This is a genomic window from Acinetobacter sp. TUM15071 (assembly GCF_008980925.1).
GTDB lineage: Bacteria > Pseudomonadota > Gammaproteobacteria > Pseudomonadales > Moraxellaceae > Acinetobacter > Acinetobacter dispersus.
In genome coordinates this window covers 142,531-158,753 of sequence record NZ_BKGB01000001.1, presented here as the reverse complement: position 1 = coordinate 158,753, position 16,223 = coordinate 142,531, and the positions used below count along the sequence as shown (strand labels likewise).

18 protein-coding genes are annotated in these 16,223 nt (G+C 41.0%); 10 read left to right on the top strand and 8 right to left on the bottom strand.

The features are described from left to right. Positions 1-224: 224 nt before the first annotated feature. Both epsC and GBI66_RS00755 read right to left on the bottom strand, forming a co-directional pair. Positions 225-1,163 carry a serine O-acetyltransferase EpsC gene (epsC, locus tag GBI66_RS00760; RefSeq protein ID WP_004805539.1) on the bottom strand — a complete coding sequence of 313 codons (939 nt, stop codon included), beginning with the start codon at positions 1,161-1,163 and terminating at the stop codon, positions 225-227. Between the two features lie 62 nt (positions 1,164-1,225). Next, positions 1,226-1,735 carry a rhodanese-like domain-containing protein gene (locus GBI66_RS00755; RefSeq protein ID WP_004805540.1) on the bottom strand — a complete coding sequence of 170 codons (510 nt, stop codon included), beginning with the start codon at positions 1,733-1,735 and terminating at the stop codon, positions 1,226-1,228. Positions 1,736-2,140: 405 nt separating this feature from the next. Between GBI66_RS00755 and tauA the strand changes: the two genes are divergently transcribed. The 4 genes from tauA to tauD are packed head-to-tail and all read left to right on the top strand — an operon-like array spanning position 2,141 to position 5,722. Further along, complete coding sequence (tauA, locus tag GBI66_RS00750) at positions 2,141-3,181, top strand: taurine ABC transporter substrate-binding protein (protein ID WP_171494238.1); 1,041 nt, start codon at positions 2,141-2,143, stop codon at positions 3,179-3,181. Positions 3,182-3,190: 9 nt separating this feature from the next. Then, positions 3,191-3,982, top strand: a complete 792-nt coding sequence (locus GBI66_RS00745; protein WP_151714798.1) for a taurine ABC transporter ATP-binding protein — start codon at positions 3,191-3,193, stop codon at positions 3,980-3,982. Next, positions 3,979-4,860 (top strand): taurine ABC transporter permease TauC, encoded by an 882-nt coding sequence (gene tauC / locus GBI66_RS00740; RefSeq protein ID WP_151714797.1) that lies wholly within the window; start codon positions 3,979-3,981, stop codon positions 4,858-4,860. The genes GBI66_RS00745 and tauC overlap by 4 nt, the downstream gene beginning before the upstream one ends. A gap of 16 nt (positions 4,861-4,876) precedes the next feature. After that, entirely contained in the window at positions 4,877-5,722 is an 846-nt protein-coding gene (gene tauD, locus GBI66_RS00735; RefSeq protein WP_151714796.1) for a taurine dioxygenase, read from the top strand. 319 nt (positions 5,723-6,041) lie between these two features. Here tauD and GBI66_RS00730 read toward each other — a convergent pair whose 3' ends face one another. Further along, positions 6,042-7,136, bottom strand: coding sequence for an AraC family transcriptional regulator (locus GBI66_RS00730; RefSeq protein WP_151714795.1), 1,095 nt, complete (start codon positions 7,134-7,136; stop codon positions 6,042-6,044). Between the two features lie 62 nt (positions 7,137-7,198). Here GBI66_RS00730 and GBI66_RS00725 point away from each other — a divergent pair, with 62 nt between their 5' ends. Both GBI66_RS00725 and GBI66_RS00720 read left to right on the top strand, forming a co-directional pair. Further along, complete coding sequence (locus tag GBI66_RS00725; RefSeq protein WP_151714794.1) at positions 7,199-8,947, top strand: neutral/alkaline non-lysosomal ceramidase N-terminal domain-containing protein; 1,749 nt, start codon at positions 7,199-7,201, stop codon at positions 8,945-8,947. Beyond that, positions 8,944-10,230, top strand: a complete 1,287-nt coding sequence (locus tag GBI66_RS00720) for a D-arabinono-1,4-lactone oxidase (protein WP_151714793.1) — start codon at positions 8,944-8,946, stop codon at positions 10,228-10,230. Before GBI66_RS00725 ends, GBI66_RS00720 begins: the two co-directional genes overlap by 4 nt. A gap of 6 nt (positions 10,231-10,236) precedes the next feature. Here GBI66_RS00720 and GBI66_RS00715 read toward each other — a convergent pair whose 3' ends face one another. Then, on the bottom strand, positions 10,237-10,476 hold the full coding sequence (locus GBI66_RS00715; protein ID WP_151714792.1) for a hypothetical protein: 240 nt from the start codon (positions 10,474-10,476) through the stop codon (positions 10,237-10,239). Between GBI66_RS00715 and GBI66_RS00710 the strand changes: the two genes are divergently transcribed. After that, the gene (locus GBI66_RS00710) at positions 10,475-11,638 is read left to right on the top strand and encodes an alanine racemase (protein WP_151714791.1); all 1,164 of its coding nucleotides are present in this window, start codon (positions 10,475-10,477) and stop codon (positions 11,636-11,638) included. The genes GBI66_RS00715 and GBI66_RS00710 overlap by 2 nt on opposite strands. 53 nt (positions 11,639-11,691) lie before the next feature. Here GBI66_RS00710 and GBI66_RS00705 read toward each other — a convergent pair whose 3' ends face one another. The 3 genes from GBI66_RS00705 to GBI66_RS00695 all read right to left on the bottom strand — a co-directional run bounded on the left by GBI66_RS00705 (position 11,692) and on the right by GBI66_RS00695 (position 14,151). Continuing rightward, positions 11,692-12,060, bottom strand: coding sequence for a hypothetical protein (locus GBI66_RS00705; protein WP_004805549.1), 369 nt, complete (start codon positions 12,058-12,060; stop codon positions 11,692-11,694). 146 nt (positions 12,061-12,206) lie between these two features. Then, complete coding sequence (locus GBI66_RS00700) at positions 12,207-13,448, bottom strand: OmpP1/FadL family transporter (protein WP_151714790.1); 1,242 nt, start codon at positions 13,446-13,448, stop codon at positions 12,207-12,209. A gap of 262 nt (positions 13,449-13,710) precedes the next feature. Beyond that, positions 13,711-14,151 (bottom strand): universal stress protein, encoded by a 441-nt coding sequence (locus GBI66_RS00695; RefSeq protein WP_004805552.1) that lies wholly within the window; start codon positions 14,149-14,151, stop codon positions 13,711-13,713. Between the two features lie 249 nt (positions 14,152-14,400). On the opposite strand from GBI66_RS00695, the gene GBI66_RS00690 reads away from it, so the two are divergent. Together GBI66_RS00690 and GBI66_RS00685 are read left to right on the top strand one after the other, a co-directional pair. Then, on the top strand, positions 14,401-14,691 hold the full coding sequence (locus GBI66_RS00690; RefSeq protein WP_005321921.1) for a hypothetical protein: 291 nt from the start codon (positions 14,401-14,403) through the stop codon (positions 14,689-14,691). Positions 14,692-14,798: 107 nt separating this feature from the next. Beyond that, complete coding sequence (locus tag GBI66_RS00685) at positions 14,799-15,290, top strand: DUF2505 family protein (RefSeq protein ID WP_005190300.1); 492 nt, start codon at positions 14,799-14,801, stop codon at positions 15,288-15,290. 44 nt (positions 15,291-15,334) lie between these two features. On the opposite strand, the gene GBI66_RS00680 is transcribed toward GBI66_RS00685, so the two are convergent. Beyond that, on the bottom strand, positions 15,335-15,538 hold the full coding sequence (locus GBI66_RS00680; RefSeq protein WP_016541744.1) for a hypothetical protein: 204 nt from the start codon (positions 15,536-15,538) through the stop codon (positions 15,335-15,337). Between the two features lie 133 nt (positions 15,539-15,671). Between GBI66_RS00680 and def the strand changes: the two genes are divergently transcribed. After that, a complete protein-coding gene (gene def / locus GBI66_RS00675; protein WP_004805557.1) occupies positions 15,672-16,154 on the top strand; it encodes a peptide deformylase in 483 nt (160 codons plus the stop codon). Positions 16,155-16,223 lie beyond the last annotated feature (69 nt).

Sequence of the window (16,223 nt, the reverse complement as noted above, 5' to 3'; positions counted from 1 at the left end):
GGCTTTGTTAATAAAAATTGGTTTTATTGCAATAATATTTAATGATTTATTTCGTTAGACTAGAGGCTATTTAGTTTTTTTAAAAATATTATTATGAGATAAATAATCGTGAATTATTTGCTTATTACTCATAAGAATATAATTGTGAAAAATAAATATAAGTATTGAATATACGTTATTTATTCTTACGCCTTTTTATTTACTTGGTTAAATAATTCATTAAATTAAACTTTACTATTATGTAATGACTCACTTGGTGACTGTAAAATCTGACTGCCTGCTGCAACACTATGGGTAAGCCACACATTCCCGCCAATAATTGAGCCTTTACCGATGGTGATACAGCCTAAAATTGTTGCACCTGCATAAATCACCACATGGTCCTCCACGATCGGATGACGGGCATAATCTTTTTTCAGTGCTCCGTCTTCATTCAGTTCGAACCGTTTTGCACCGAGCGTCACCGCCTGATAGATACGGACATATTCACCAATCACTGAGGTTTCTCCAATCACCACACCTGTGCCGTGATCGATAAAGAAGCCTTTCCCAATTTGCGCACCCGGATGAATATCAATACCCGTTGCAGAATGAGCCAATTCAGAAATAATCCGTGAGAGCAGCGGTACACTGTGATAGAGCTGATGTGCTACACGATGATGAATAATCGCTAAAATACCTGGGTAGCAGAGGAGGACTTCATCGACGCTATGCGCTGCGGGATCACCTTCATATGCAGCACAGACATCTGCATCCAATAAGCGGCGAATGTCAGGCAAGGTATTGGCAAAATCCTGTACGATGGTTTGGGCCAAAGCGACTTGCTGCTCATATAGCAGACGTTCATTGCTTGAAACAGGGATCGGTTTGACTCGACTTTTGGCTTCGTAATTTAAAGCCAACTTGACCTGAGCAAACAGTTCATTCAAAACACGGTCAAGGGTATAGGCAATATAGTAATCCTCAGTTTCTTGGCGTAGATCGCTCGGCCCAAGTCGCATAGGAAATAAGATCCCACACAGATCATCTAAAATTGACTTCAGCGCATCCTTAGATGGGAGTTCACGTCCACCAAATTCTTTGATGCGATGTTGACGCTCTCTCCATTCATGTCGTGCTTGTTGTAGGCCTTCGACGACAGGCTGTATTTTCCATTGGCTCACGCGAGTTCCTTGCAAAACGAGATCTTAAATAAATCGTAAAATAATTGCTTAAAAAAGCAGCATTAGTCTTGTAACCAAGGTAACTGATGTGTACGCCAGCCATTGCTTTGATTACGTTGTTGTTGCTCGTTTAAATCACCTTCAAAGCCTTCTTGCACATTATAAACTTGGGCAAAACCTGCACTAAATGCTGCTGCAGCTGCTAAAGCAGAGCGTTTACCACTACGGCAGAGCAACAGAATGGTTTTGTCTTTGCCAACTTTGCTATCCAGTTCTTTCAGAAAGCGTGGGTTTCGATTAAATGATGTGCCCGTTGCCCATGCGACGTGGATACTTTCAGGGACATAGCCGACAAATTTGCGTTCTTCATTGGTACGTACATCGACCAATACCGCTAGGCCTTGTTCAACCAAATACCAAGCTTCAGGTGGGGGAACGCTGCCAGTGAAATCGAGTTCATTTTCTTCAGCATAATGTTGCGCACGCGCTAAGATATCTTGTGGATTTTTTGATAAACCGTGAATCGTAGATGTCGATTCTGCTATATCAGTAGAATCAAATTGAGCATTCATTTTTATAACCTTTCATACATCAGCGGGATGATGTTTTTATCTTAGGACTGTTTTTATATTCAGGAAAATAAGCAAAATTTATTTATATATCTATTTTTGATAAATAATAGGTTTTTATTAACTTATTCGGAATATAGTTTGGAGTTATATTTTAAAATGAAAATGCTTATTTAATTTAGAGATGAAATTATCAGGATTAAATATTTTACTTTTCAATTAAACAGAGGGATAAATATTTAAAAGGCTTAGTTGGGAAATTAAATGGAACAACACTAAAAATAAACCAATTGAATATAAAAACAGCAAAAATTGCCTAAGTCTTATTCTTATCTCATAAAGGAATAAGCAACTCACTTTTTCTTATTTTTAATCATAAAGCATGCCGCATACCATAAGCCTATATTGTTGAAAGATCATCTAATTATGGGTATCAAAAACTCTAAGCCGCTAATTGTTACAGCGATCGTCCTTGTGGCGATTGTTGCTTTTATTGTCTATCAAAATCAAAAAGATGCTGCACCTGTTCAGTCTAAAAATAACAAGGCAGTAGTGATTGCCTATCAAACTGGTGTGGATCCAACCAAGGTTGCACAAGCCAATGGTGATTATGAACGTGATAGTAATCAAGCAATTCAATGGCGAAAATTTGATGCAGGTTCAGATGTGGTCAATGCATTGGCTTCGGGTGATGTGGTGATCGGCAATATTGGTTCTAGTCCTCTGGCTGCTGCTGCAAGTCGTGATTTACCGATTGAAGTCTTTCTTGTGACGGCTAAATTAGGCGGTTCAGAGGCATTGGTGGTGAGTAACAAATCAGGCATTAAAAACCCTCAAGATTTGATTGGCAAAACCATTGCCGTACCATTTGTTTCAACCACGCATTACAGCTTGTTGTCAGCACTCAAGCATTGGAATATTGCGGATAACCAAGTCAAGATTATTAACTTACGTCCACCTGAAATCACAGCAGCTTGGGAACGTGGTGATATCGATGCAACTTATGTTTGGGAACCTGCATTAAGTAAAGTCAAAGCCAGTGGTCATGTATTAACAGACTCGAAACAAGTCGGCGAGTGGGGTGCACCAACCTATGATTTATGGGTGGTTCGTAAAGATTTCGCTGAAAAAAATCCAGAGTTCTTAAAAGCATTCGTAAAAACCAGCTTGAAACAAGTTGAAGCGTATCAGCAGGATCCAAAAGCATTTGAACAAAATGCGGACAATATCCAGAAAATTGCTCAGCTGACAGGCTCTGATGTGAAAGATATTCCTTTACTGTTGTCAGGCAATATTTATCTGAATGGTCAGCAACAACAAGCAACTTTAGCGGGTGAGTTTGCCAAAAATATTTTCGATACAGCAACCTTCCTCAAAAGCCAAGGCAAGGTAGATCAAGTAAAACCTGATTATCAAGGTAATGTCACCACCCAATTCTTACAGCCATAGGAGATCTAAATGAGCGTATTAGCTGCCGAGCATCTTCATTTAACCTTTCCAAAACAGACCGTGCCTGTATTACAAGATATCAATCTGAAGATTGACGAAGGCACTTTGACTGTGATTTTGGGGGAGTCTGGTTGTGGTAAAACAACATTACTGAATATTTTGGCGGGTTTTCAAAAGCCAAGTTCCGGGCAGATTACACTGGATCATGAAGTTGTCACTGCACCAGATGCACGTCGTGCGGTGGTGTTTCAGGATCATGCGCTATTACCTTGGTTAAATGTCTCTGAAAATATCGGTTTTGCTTTGCAGCTCAAAGGTTTAAAAGAGCAAGAAATTCAACAGCAAGTCGATGCAATTCTTAAAATTGTCGGCTTGAGTCATGTGGCTAAAGCCAATATTTGGGAATTGTCAGGTGGCATGAAACAACGGGTTGGGATTGCTCGCGCTTTGATTAGCCATGCTGCATTCATTTTACTAGATGAGCCTTTTGCTGCGCTTGATGCATTTACCCGTGAAACCATGCAGCAGTTGGTGCTGGATTTATGGATTGAACAAAATAAATCCTTCTTCCTGATTACACATGACATTGAAGAAGCACTATTGCTGAGTAATCAATTGGTGTTGATGACGGCTCGTCCAGGTAAGATTGTCGAAACTTTAAAACTGGATTTTGCAGAGCGTTATAAGCAAGGCGAATCGATTCGTGCGATTAAATCGGATCCAAAATTTATTCAATTACGTGAGCAATTGTTTGAACGCCTACGTGTGCAGAAACAAGCAGGGCATGAGGTGGCTGTATGACGGGGCAAGCAAAAAATACAGCCTATGAAGTGAGTAAGGCCGAGGAATTGCAATCGACGGATCAAGCACAGTCTACTTCGGTTTTTAATCCAATAGGGGCTTTCTTTATTCGTCATCGTAGTTTAGTGCTCAGTCTTTCTAGTGTCTTGAGCGTACTGGTGATCTGGTATTTGATCACGGCATTAAAAATTGTCCCGAGTTTATTTTTGCCAAGCCCACAAGCGGTATGGCAGAAGTTCCTTGAAGTCAGTCAGCAAGGTTTTATGAAAGCCACCTTATGGCAGCATTTGGCAGCAAGTATTTCCCGTGTCTTATTGGCTTTAGTTGCCGCGATTGCCATTGGTGTGCCTTTAGGTTTATGGATGGGGCTGAATAAATGGGTGCGTGCGGTGCTTGATCCATTGGTTGAGTTATTGCGTCCGATTCCACCTTTGGCATATTTACCTTTATTGGTGATCTGGTTCGGGATTGGTGAAACCACCAAAGTACTTTTGATTTTCTTTTCGATCCTTGCACCTGTGATTATCAGTAGTACCCATGGTGTACTGAGCCATCAGCTCAATCGTGAACGTGCCGCTTTGTCTTTAGGAGCAAGTCAATCCCAAGTGTTTTGGCATGTGATTCTGCCGACGGCCTTACCGCATATTTTAACGGGTATTCGTATTGGTTTAGGTGTGGGCTGGTCAACCTTGGTGGCTTCAGAATTAGTTGCAGCTGATCGAGGTATTGGTTTTATGGTGCAGTCAGCGGCACAGTTCCTCATCACCGATACCGTAGTTCTGGGCATTATTGTGATTGCGATTGTCGCCGTTAGTTTTGAATTGTTTTTGCGTTGGTTACAGAAGCAATTATCTCCTTGGTATGGCCAACAGTTATAAGTGTGAGTAGTAGAAGATGACCTTAAATATTGAAGTTATTAAACCAACGATTGGTGCAATTATTCACGATGTTGATTTAAACACGGCTGATGAAAATACGACGCAACAAATTCAACAAGCTTTGCTGGATCATCATGTGATTTTCTTCCGCAATCAGCAGCTTGCACCTCAGGCACAAGCGGAGTTGGCGCGTGGTTTTGGTTCTTTGCATATTCATCCCATCTATCCATCTATTGATAATGTGCCTGAAATCATTGTATTGGATAGCTGGAAACAAGACTTACGTGACAATGAACTATGGCACACCGATGTGACTTTCAGTCAGAAACCGCCATTGGGTTGTGTATTGCAAGCCATCAAGATTCCACCTGTCGGTGGTGATACACTTTGGTCAAGCGGGGCAGCTGCATTTGCTGCCTTGGATCAAGGTTTACAGCAAAAGTTAAAAGGCTTAACCGCAACGCATGATATTCGTCAGTCTTTCCCGATTGAGCGTTTCGCGCATAATGATGTTGAGCGTAAAAAACTGGAAGAAACCTTTAAGCGTAATCCACCTGTTGTTCATCCTGTGGTGAGAACGCATCCTGTAACTGGTCAGCCGATTTTGTTCGTGAGTGAAGGGTTTACTACGCGTATTAATGAACTGGATGAAACTGAAAGCGCTGAATTGCTACAGTATTTATTTGCGCATGCCACCAATGAGCAGTTCCATTTACGTTGGCAGTGGCAGGCAGGTGATGTGGCGATTTGGGATAATCGTTGTACACAGCATAAGGCGTTATTTGATTATGGTGATGCGCATCGGATTATGCATCGTGCCACGATTAATGGTGATGTACCGTTTTATCAAGCAGCAAGTTAAGACTTTATTTAGATTGGAAAGCTTAGGTAAAATCCTGAGCTTTTTATTTTATAGTTCGATCATCTTTGTGGAGTCTTACAGAGATCTCATCTTATTCTTGGATAAGCTTTCGTTTTCTCTCTTACTTTTCAGGGATGAAAAGTAACAAAAATCCTTTGTTTGGCTGATGATACTTCCTTGTATCACAGCCAAACTGGCGGCATCCATGCCGCCGAGCGCGGTAGTGAATATTTGCGAGAATTTAAAATTACAAGAAAAGGCATTTCCGGTTCTCTTTTATCTGAGCTTGGAAATTTCTAGACCGTTTTATTCTTAGATATTAAGTAAGGTGAGTCTCTTGTTTATAAACCGAAGGCGCTTGCCCGGTCCAACGTTTAAAGGCACGTCGAAATTCACGTAATTCGCTAAAACCTAATTGCAGGCTAATCTCACTCATGGATAGGTTCTGTTCCAGTAATTGCTTAGCTTTACGCTCCAACACATTTTGCCGAATTTGTTGAAAACTCAGACCTTCCAATAATAATTGCCGTCTTAAATGGCGTTCGCTGATGCGTAATTGTTCAGCAGCTTGCTGCATCTCAAAACGTTCAGGTAAATGTTGTTCAATCAAATGATCGAGTAAATGCACATAGCCGACTTGGTTGAGCTGGTCTATTTCTTTTAGGGCCTGTTCACAGATTTGGATAGCAGTTGCGTAGTTGGCAGGGCTGTAATTTTTTAAGCTGCGCTGCAACAGGCTATTGCTAAAACGCATGATATTTTTATCACAGTTAAATTGAATTGGGCAGCCAAAGAGTTCGTTATATTGTTGTTGATATTCGTGTGGTAAATAGCTGAGCTCAAGACTGATCACATCATCATGATCGCCCAACATGGCGTTTAAACAGGTGATGATGCTGCTAAAAAATTCATCATAAAAAAAGGCTTTCAGTTCATTGCAGGGATAGGGTTCAGTGACTTCCAATTCACAAAGATCAGCGTGGATGGAAAAGTCGATATTCAAGACACTGCCAGAAATCCGATGGTAGCGCAGTGCAATGTCTAGAGCATCTGCAACTGTTTTACACGATTGCATGGCAAAACCCAAAATCCCCATCGAAATCAGACCTTCGCTACTGCCAAGCTTTAAGCCTAAGTTAGGTTGTTGATAGGTGGCCATGGCTTGACCAACCACATCACAGAGTTGGCTAAAACGAACCACAGCTTGGGTTTGCTGTATTTGTGCAATGTCTAAACCTGAATTCTGAAACCATGCAGCATAATCCCACTGTTGCTGCTCTGCATAATGGATCAGGCTCGCCAGAATGGTGGGTGGAATAAATTGCTGTTGTTCATTTTTATCGCTGCTACGTATAGGCATAAGTCCGTTTTGCCCCCCAAAGAAAAGTGTCTTTAACCCTGTTGGGTATCGCATAATTTTGATTAACTTTCAACATGCTTTAACACAGTTAGAAAAATAATTGAAAGGAAATCGTGATGTATCAGGTGGGTTGGGACAAGCAGCAAATCAAAATTATACCGAAAGGTTATGCCATGTTTGGTTATGGGCAATGGTCACATCGGGCCTATGAGCAGCGCACAGCTTTATTTGCGCGTAGCGTGAGTATTGTCGATCAACAACATAACCGATTACTCATCTGTTGTCTGGACATAGGTTGTATTACCCATGCCATACGCAGCCAAACCGTAGCACGACTCACACAAATTCTAGATTCACCATTTGATGAAAATCAATTGGTCCTCATGGCAACCCATACTCACTCAGGACCTGGCGGTTGTGGTCATGAAGCTCTATATAATATGCCAACCCCTGGTTTTGTGCCTGAGCATTTAAACGCAATTGTTGAGGCGATTGTACAGAGTATTCAAAATGCGATTGCGTCTGAACAAGACACTGAAATTTTTATCAGTACACAGCATTTTCCAGAACAGACACCTGTCGCATGGAATCGTTCAATCAAAGCCTATAATCGTAACCCAGAGGTTCTGCCACGTACCGAAGCTGAAACGCATTTAGCCTTGAACCGAGAAATGCAGTTGATCGGTTTCTATCGTAAGCAAAAACTACAATCCTTTATTTCCTTATTTGGGGTACATGCAACTTGTTTGGGAAATTCTTTAAACGCCTATGATGGCGATAATAAAGGCTATGCAGCTGCATTCTCTGAGCAGGCTTTAATTGAGCAAGGGATTCAAAATCCAGTCACGATTTTTGCTCAAGCAACTGCGGGAGATGTATCGCCGCATTTTCATGGCAAAGACCAGCTCAAGATTCGCAATAAGATTAAAGGCGAGCAGGAATATCAATACGCGCAACAAAATGGGCGCTATCAAAGTGAACTGGCTTTGACGGCTTTACAGTCAAATATTCCTAAAAATTTACATAAAGTCGAAGGCAAGATCGATGCTGTTTTGTCCTATATAGACTTGAGTAATATTGAAGTTCCAAATGAGTTTGCAGCGGGTCAAAAGCATGCCAAGACCAGTCAGCCTTGTCATGGCACCGCATTTTTTGCAGGCACGCCTGTCGATGGTTTAGGTGCACCCAAACCCTTAATTATGGGGATGCAATTTTTAGCGGATCAATTTCGCAGACAGAAAACCAAGCATTCAAAAGCAGCTGATTTTGCAGACTATCAGCAGTTGTATGCCTCTCAAGGGCCAAAACAGATTTTACTGGAAGCGGGCACCAAAAAGATTTTAGGCCAACCGATTGGTTTTCCACCGAGTATTCTTGATCCGTTGATTGCAGAAATGAACCGACAAGTGAAAGCGGGAGCGATTCAGCACAGTCCTTTAGTCCCAAGCGTTGTTCCGTTACAAATTGTGCGATTAGGTCAATTGGCTTTGATTTGCTGTCCAGGAGAATTTACCACCATCGCAGGACAGCGTGTGGTTGATACGGTTAAACAGACGCTTGCCGTACAGGCTTCAATTGAAAACGTCTGGTTAGCATCCTACTGTAATGATTATATGGGTTATGTCACCACCTATGAAGAATATCAAGCGCAAGCCTATGAAGGTGGACATACCTTATTTGGTCAATGGACGCTAGCTGCCTGTCAGAGCAAATTCAAAGGTTTAGCTGAACAATTGTTATTAGAGAAAAATAAACGTCATTACGATGAAATGACACGACCACAACCGATTCAAGCACAGGAACTCGCAAAACGCACCAACCATGGCAATGTAAAAACTGCCGTTAGCCAAGGAGAGGCAGTATGAGTGATTTAACACAAGGCATCTGGACGAACTGGTCAGGTTTCCAAAAATCTATGCCGCAACAGGTTTTACAACCAGTCAATGTGCAAGAATTACAGTCCATTGTTAAAGCGCAACAAAAAATAAGGGTAGTCGGTGCAGGACATTCATTTACTCCGTTAGTTTGTACTGATGCAATCTTATTGTCTTTGGATCATATTGCAGGCATTGCATCGACAGATCTTGAACGATGTCAGAGCAGCATTTATGCGGGTACACGTTTATATGACCTAGATCAACATCTGCAACAGCAATCGATCAATCAGGCTTTGATGAATCAGGGCGATATTGATCAGCAAAGTCTAGCGGGGGCTGTCTCCACAGGCACACATGGGACAGGAGCAGATTTACATTGTATTTCGGCCTATGTTGAAGCTTTTGAGTTATTGACGGCTTCTGGTGAAATCCTGAAATGTAGCCGCACAGAATATCCTGAAATCTTTGCCGCAGGACGGGTGTCTTTGGGAAGCTTGGGTATCCTGACTCAGATCACCATGCAGAATCGCCCTCGCTATAAGCTCAAAGAGCATATTCAACTGTGTCCGGTAGAAGACATGATGCAGCATATTCAGCAATGGAAGCAGCAGCATCGACATATTGAGTGCTTTGTGTTTTCCCATGAAAAGCAGTTGATGCTAAAAACTTTGGATGAGACTGATGAAGCGGTTTTGCCGCGGAAGGAAAATTTTCCATCGGATGATACCTTGCTGACTTTGTGTTCAGAACTGACCAAAAACTTTCCTTCGCTGAATCCTTATTTACAGAAGCTATTAGGCATCTTTGTCAAACCGACCACCTATGTTGATTGGTCGAGCAAGATATTTCCAACGCCGCGTAATACCAAATTCAATGAAATGGAGTATCAGATTCCTGTTGATCGTGGAATTGAGTGTTTGGATGAAATATTGCATGCCTTAAGAAAGTATAAAGTGGCCACCTTTTTTCCGCTCGAATTTCGCTTTGTGAAGGGTGATGATATTTGGCTTAGTCCGTTTTATCAGCAGGACTCCATTTCGATTTCAGTGCATCAATATCATAAGCAAGACCCGAAGTTGATTTTTGATGTGGTTGAGCCGATTTTGCAGAAATATCGAGGGCGTCCGCATTGGGGTAAAATGCATCATATGACCAGCACACAGCTTCGGGCTTTATATCCAAAGTGGGATGATTTTATGGCTTTGCGCCAGCAGTTGGACCCAGAAGCCAAGTTTTTAAATCCCTATCTGGAAAAGCTGTTTTTAGGTTAAATAGAGTTATTTTATAAGCTGAAAGTGCTTAACGGAGTCATGTCGAGTTCTCATCCAATTAAGGGTTAAGCTTTCAGCTGGAATTACTTTGGTTTCACCCTGAGAAGCGTTTGAAGCTTGGTAAGATATATTTAAACTTCTTGCACTCAAAGCTTTAGTCGCTTTGGCTTGCTCAGGTTGTAGATGATATTCCCTCGTATAAGATGGTTTTTTAGAATCACAATTAAATAAAAAAGGTATAGCCATGTTGGATCATTATTTTAAACAACTCAATCTCGACCTAAAAAAGCAGGGGATTGCGATTCCGCAACTGATCATCGATGAAGCAGCGTTAAAACAAAATATCCAACATGTTCAGATTCGTCTTGCTCATGCCAAACATTTAAAAGCACGCTTGGTGGTCAAGTCATTAGCAAGCCTAGACCTACTTAAGTTGTTGTCTGAACAACTTAATACGCAACGCTTTATGGTATTTCATCAACCGCATATTGTTTCGATCCTAGAAAATTTTGCCGAAGCCGATATTCTGTTGGGTAAGCCTATGCCTGCCCAAGCTGTACGTCATTTTTTTGATCAGCATGCGGAGTGGTCGAATGCCAAAATTCAATGGCTGATTGATACCAAGCAACGCTTACAGCAATATCTCGAGATCGCTCAGCTCTATTCTCTTTGCTTAGATGTGAATATTGAAATTGATGTTGGTTTACATCGTGGTGGGGTACAGTCGACACAGCAACTGACCGAAATTTTAAAGCTGATTCAACAGTATCCGCAGTATTTAAAGCTTTCTGGTTTGATGGGTTATGATGCACATGTCACTAAAATTCCAGCCATCATTAAAAAGCCTGAATTGGCTTATCAAAGCTCCCAACAGACCTATGCCCGTTATCAACAACTGATTCAAAAACAGTTCCCAACGCTGTGGCATGATGAGCTTTGTTTTAATGGCGGTGGTAGCCCAACCTTTAGCTTTCATACCACTGAAAGTGTTTGCAATGATTTGTCCTTTGGCTCAATGCTATTAAAACCAAGTGATTTTGACAGTGATTTCTTAAGGGCATTACAGCCTGCGTTATGGATTGCTGCGCCTGTATTAAAAATACTGCCATTTACTCAACTGCCATCTATGTCTTTATTGGATAAATTGCCACATAAATGTAAGGCGCTGTTTATTTATGGGGGCTATTGGCTGGCTGATTATGTCTATCCTAATCAAGCGCATACCCATGCATTGTACGGGCGTAGCAGTAATCAAGAATTGGTTAATGTATCGAAGGATTGTGATATTCAAGTCGATGATTTTGTATTTTTAAGACCAACGCAGAGTGAAGCGATTATTCCTCAATTCTCCAAGTTGAAGCTGTATCGCAAACATGCTTTTGAGACATGGCAAACGTTTAGTGAATAACGGTATTGCGATTACAAATATTCGAGCTAAAAGTCTGCCGTGTATTTTGAGCCTTAAAATAAATCGGCCAAATGACAGCTTTTCGCTTCAGTCAGATTTTCAATGGAATCAACCAATAGAATGTTGATATCTTTTTCGCTTTTATACGCTGCGATTACTTCTGCATAAATTGGCTGTTTTAGTTTTGTGGCTTTGGAGAGAAAATCAGATACGGCCTTTTGCTTAGACCAATCCGCATCTTTCAACACATATTCATTCTGCGCAATATCGCATCGCTTTAAAATGGCTTTATTATCCTGAATAGTTAAGGTGCCAATAAAAATATCCATACTTTCTTTAGGATCAGTCGGATCGGCAAAAGCGGTAAAAGGAAAAACGAAGCTAGATATAAATATTGAAAAGACAAGAGCGATTTTTTTCATTGGATTTTTCCTAGAGATGACATTCATTATTAAAATAATGCTTTGAGATTCTAAGCTAATCTGCTGATTGAATGCTAGAAAATAGCCAAGTAGGAGACAGACCAGAAGTAGATCATGTTCCTATTTGGCTTGATGAGACGTCGTGATTAAAAGTGATAGCCTATTTTCAAACCATAAGCGATTGCGCTGTTATCTTTAAAATCGGCTTGTTCAGCAATAGGTTTAATTCCTGCTACAGGAATGTAATAGGTGCCGTCTTCTGCAACCACATCACCTAACCAGAAGTATTTAACGCCAGCCGCAATGAAGTAGTTCGGGGCAGGATTAAACTGAGCACCTAGACCAATACCCCAAGAGCCTTTGGTTGGATTCAATGTGGATGCAGGGTCACCTGTCCCTGAATCCCAACTGACTTCAGTGGATGCACTCCATTTTTCAGTAAACTGATGTCCAAGCCCGACATTGACTGTCCATTGATCCTTTTGGTAGCTGTCTAAGTCAAAGCCACCTGTATAGGTTCCTTCGCTGATTATGCCGGTGAGATACTCCGTAACTGCGCCAAATTGAGTAGGGCGAATATGAAAATCTTTCCAGTTGACCCAACGTAGATTGGTATAGAGCAGTGTGTCTTTATACACACCCGTTTGAAAATCAACATTCACCGATTGTGGCGTCGAAATTTTGGTTTTACTTGGGGTAGTCACTTCTAAAGGCTGACCGAACATGGTCTCAGTCACTTGCATATCGTGGTCGATCTTGGAGCGATAGGTCAGCGCAGCTTTTAAGGCAATATCTGGGATTTGATAACTCAAGCCTGCCAGCCAACCGACTGCATGATCCTGTTTAAATTTGGCATCATAGCCATTAAAGGCTTCACTGTATGAATTACCACGCAGCGCGACATCACCTTTCACCGATTGATAGACAGCACCGCCATAGAGTTGAAAATTGCTAAAAGGACTGACACCCAAAATCATGCTAATACTTTCAGTATCAACATTGACCGATGTGTCTTGCTGGGTAAATTCATTGTCCGAAAAGGTATTATTCGATTGCATCGGATAGCGAATATCGGCACCAAAAGGCTGGTCATAGAGCAGGCCAAAGCTGATTCGATCCGTCAGTTGTAGCTTGAGCGCGGCACTATAATATTGAAAGCTATTGCCCATATTGCCTGAGTTCAGGTTCTGTGGATCATTGACTAGTTCTGGACGATTACGGATTTTCCCCGAAATGTCAGCATCAACGGCTGTGGCATTGACTTCAACATAGTTACCATTTTCCAGAAAAGGGAGAATGGATTGTCCTGATTGGTCCAGTGCTGCAGCGTGATTCAATGTACTGATACATATCCCACATAGGCCAATCACCATTGGATTGAGTTTCATATTGATCATCCTTGTAAAACCGTGTCTTATTCTTAAACGTGCTGTTTTTATTGACGGTCATTTTTTCTGGCGATAGTCAGCTGATTCAACTCACTATTTTGACTTGAAAATAAATGCCCAACTGCTAGTGAAGCATCTTTTTAAATCGCAGAACAGGGTTGTAAATGATCAATATGGGGGGCGAATCGGTCAGATCGAGGTATTCTAGAAAATAAAAAAACCTTGTATCGAGATACAAGGTTTTTTCAATTAAAGCAAACTGTTATTGCTTCACAATCAGCACTGGAATATGTGATTCTGTTAAAACGGCACGCGCCACACTACCTAGCAATAAACGTTTGACGCCTGTGCGGCCATGTGAACCCATCACAATCAGGTCTGCACCAACTTCATCGGCAACAAAGATAATGCCTTCACTGGCTACGCCATGATGAATTTTGGTTGTCACCTGAATACCATCACGTACAAAAGATTGGGCAATATCTTGAAGCTGTGTTTTGGCATGTGCTTCGGCCTGCATAAAATGATCAGTGATCGCAGGAGCCACTTGGTAAAAGTCCACACCAACAAATGGATCAACTGCAACCACACTGAGAATAGTCACTTTAGCCCCTGATAATTTTGCTAGAGAAAGCGCATGTTCGACTGCAGCATAAGAAATTGGAGAGTCATCAACAGGGACTAAAATATTTTGATAAGACATGTTTACTCCTTATAGTTTATCGTTGTAAAAAATATAAAGCATAATAAGTTGATAACATATTGAGATGGGTCTAGCAAATCAGTAGCAGCACAAAATATATGATAAAGCTGAAAATAATGTAGAAAAACAGCAAATTCCCTAGCAAAATAGAGCGATAAGAAAATCACTGTATTTTTGTAATTCAGCTTAAGATTAACTTTAGATCGAAGCACAAAATCTGAGCTGCATTTAAATGAATAAGGAATATTTGTGTTACTCAGTTTAGAGGCGTTTAAACAACAAAAATTTGATCAGATGGCGGCTAAAATTATGGCTGATCCTGAGCATTATCTGACTTTTGATTCGGTTTCAGACTTTTATAAAGCGGCTTGGTTAGATGAGTTTCCGCAAGGCACAAGATGGTCAGCTACAGGTTTGGATGATGGTGCGGAGCAGTTTTATGCGGTGATTGAATATGGGGATCATTATCTGTATATCAGTCGTATGGAACGGGTCACGGTCAAATTAGGCATACGGCATCATTACAATAGAAATAACTAATCCGAGCAGTCATCCATTTTTGTCTGATCAGATTTAGAGATGCAAATGAGAATGCTATACTTTTGCGCAATGATGAAATCCTAATAAAACGAAATGGACATTTAAGAATGGCACATCAATTTACGGTTAATGAAACAATTCATGGTGTTTCAATTGAGGACTTTTCAAGACTGGTCGCGGATACTTCATTGCATGAAGCAGTGTGTAAACGTATTCCGGGTGAAAATTTGGAAATTATCGAATCGAATATTCAGGGTGATATTTATACTTTACGCCGTGAATATAATCTGGATGTTAATATTCCAGAGGTGGCGAAAAAATTATTAAAAAATGCGTTCCGTTTAAAACGTGCGGATATTACCCATTTGAAAAACTTAACCTCAACAGTTGAATTGGGCGCAAACCTGCCTTTGGAAGCGAAGGGTGAGCGCAGTGTCACGGGTGATAGTGAAAAAGTGAATATCTCTTTAACATGGACTGTTAAAGTCAAAGTGCCATTGATTGGTGGCATGTTAGAGAAACATGCGGAAGGTGAAATTCGTAAATTCAGCAATCTTGAAATCGAGATCGTTGCAGATGAATTAAAGAAACACCTATAATTTTCGCAGAAAAGAAAGCTCTCCATTTGGGGAGTTTTTTGTTTTTAGAAGCGCAGGAAATAGGGAACAATCGAAAGCGCCACGCCAATGATACTGATCATGGCTGTGCTATCAATAAAGTAAGTAAAGAGCATCAAGACCAAACCACAGACCAAAGGCACGGTCATTTTCTGCTTTTTGCCATACATAAAATAGCCTAAGCCAATTGAGCTAAAGATGACACCTAGAAACAGTTGAGTTGCATTCATGTGCTTTGCCATTCATTATTTTTTTTCGCGAATATATTATGACAAGATTCTTAAATGAAAATTATGGTAACGCGATAAAATATCCAATACGATAATATTCACTATTTGGTCAAAACAACGATAAGGGCGTGGGATGAGTGTAATTCTACCTGTAGCACAACGTGGTGAAGAAGTTTTAAAAATTAAAGCGGCAGCTGTCGCAAACGGGGAATTTAATAGTGAGTGGTTATTGCAATTGGCATCTGCCATGCATGCGACCATGTTGGAGCGCAATGGGGTTGGGATTGCAGCACCACAGGTCTATATTTCTAAACGCTTAATTATTGTGGCATCTCGCCCGAATCCACGTTATCCCGATGCACCTGAAATGGATGCGGTGGTGATGGTCAATCCTGAGATTTTGGCATTTTCTCAAGAGTCTTGTTTAGGTGAAGAAGGCTGTTTAAGTGTGCCAGATGAGCGTGGGCAGGTCGAACGGGCGCAAGCAATCAAAGTACGTTACTACACTTTACAAGGTGAAGTGATTGAAACCGCTTTTGAGGGTTTTCCTGCACGGATTGTTCAGCATGAAGTGGACCATTTGGATGGGATATTATTTGTAGAACGTTTGAGTTAGTTGTGTATGTAAGCTCATAAAATCATTACAAAAGCTATAATTTTAATGGGATCAGTCCTCTGTACTATA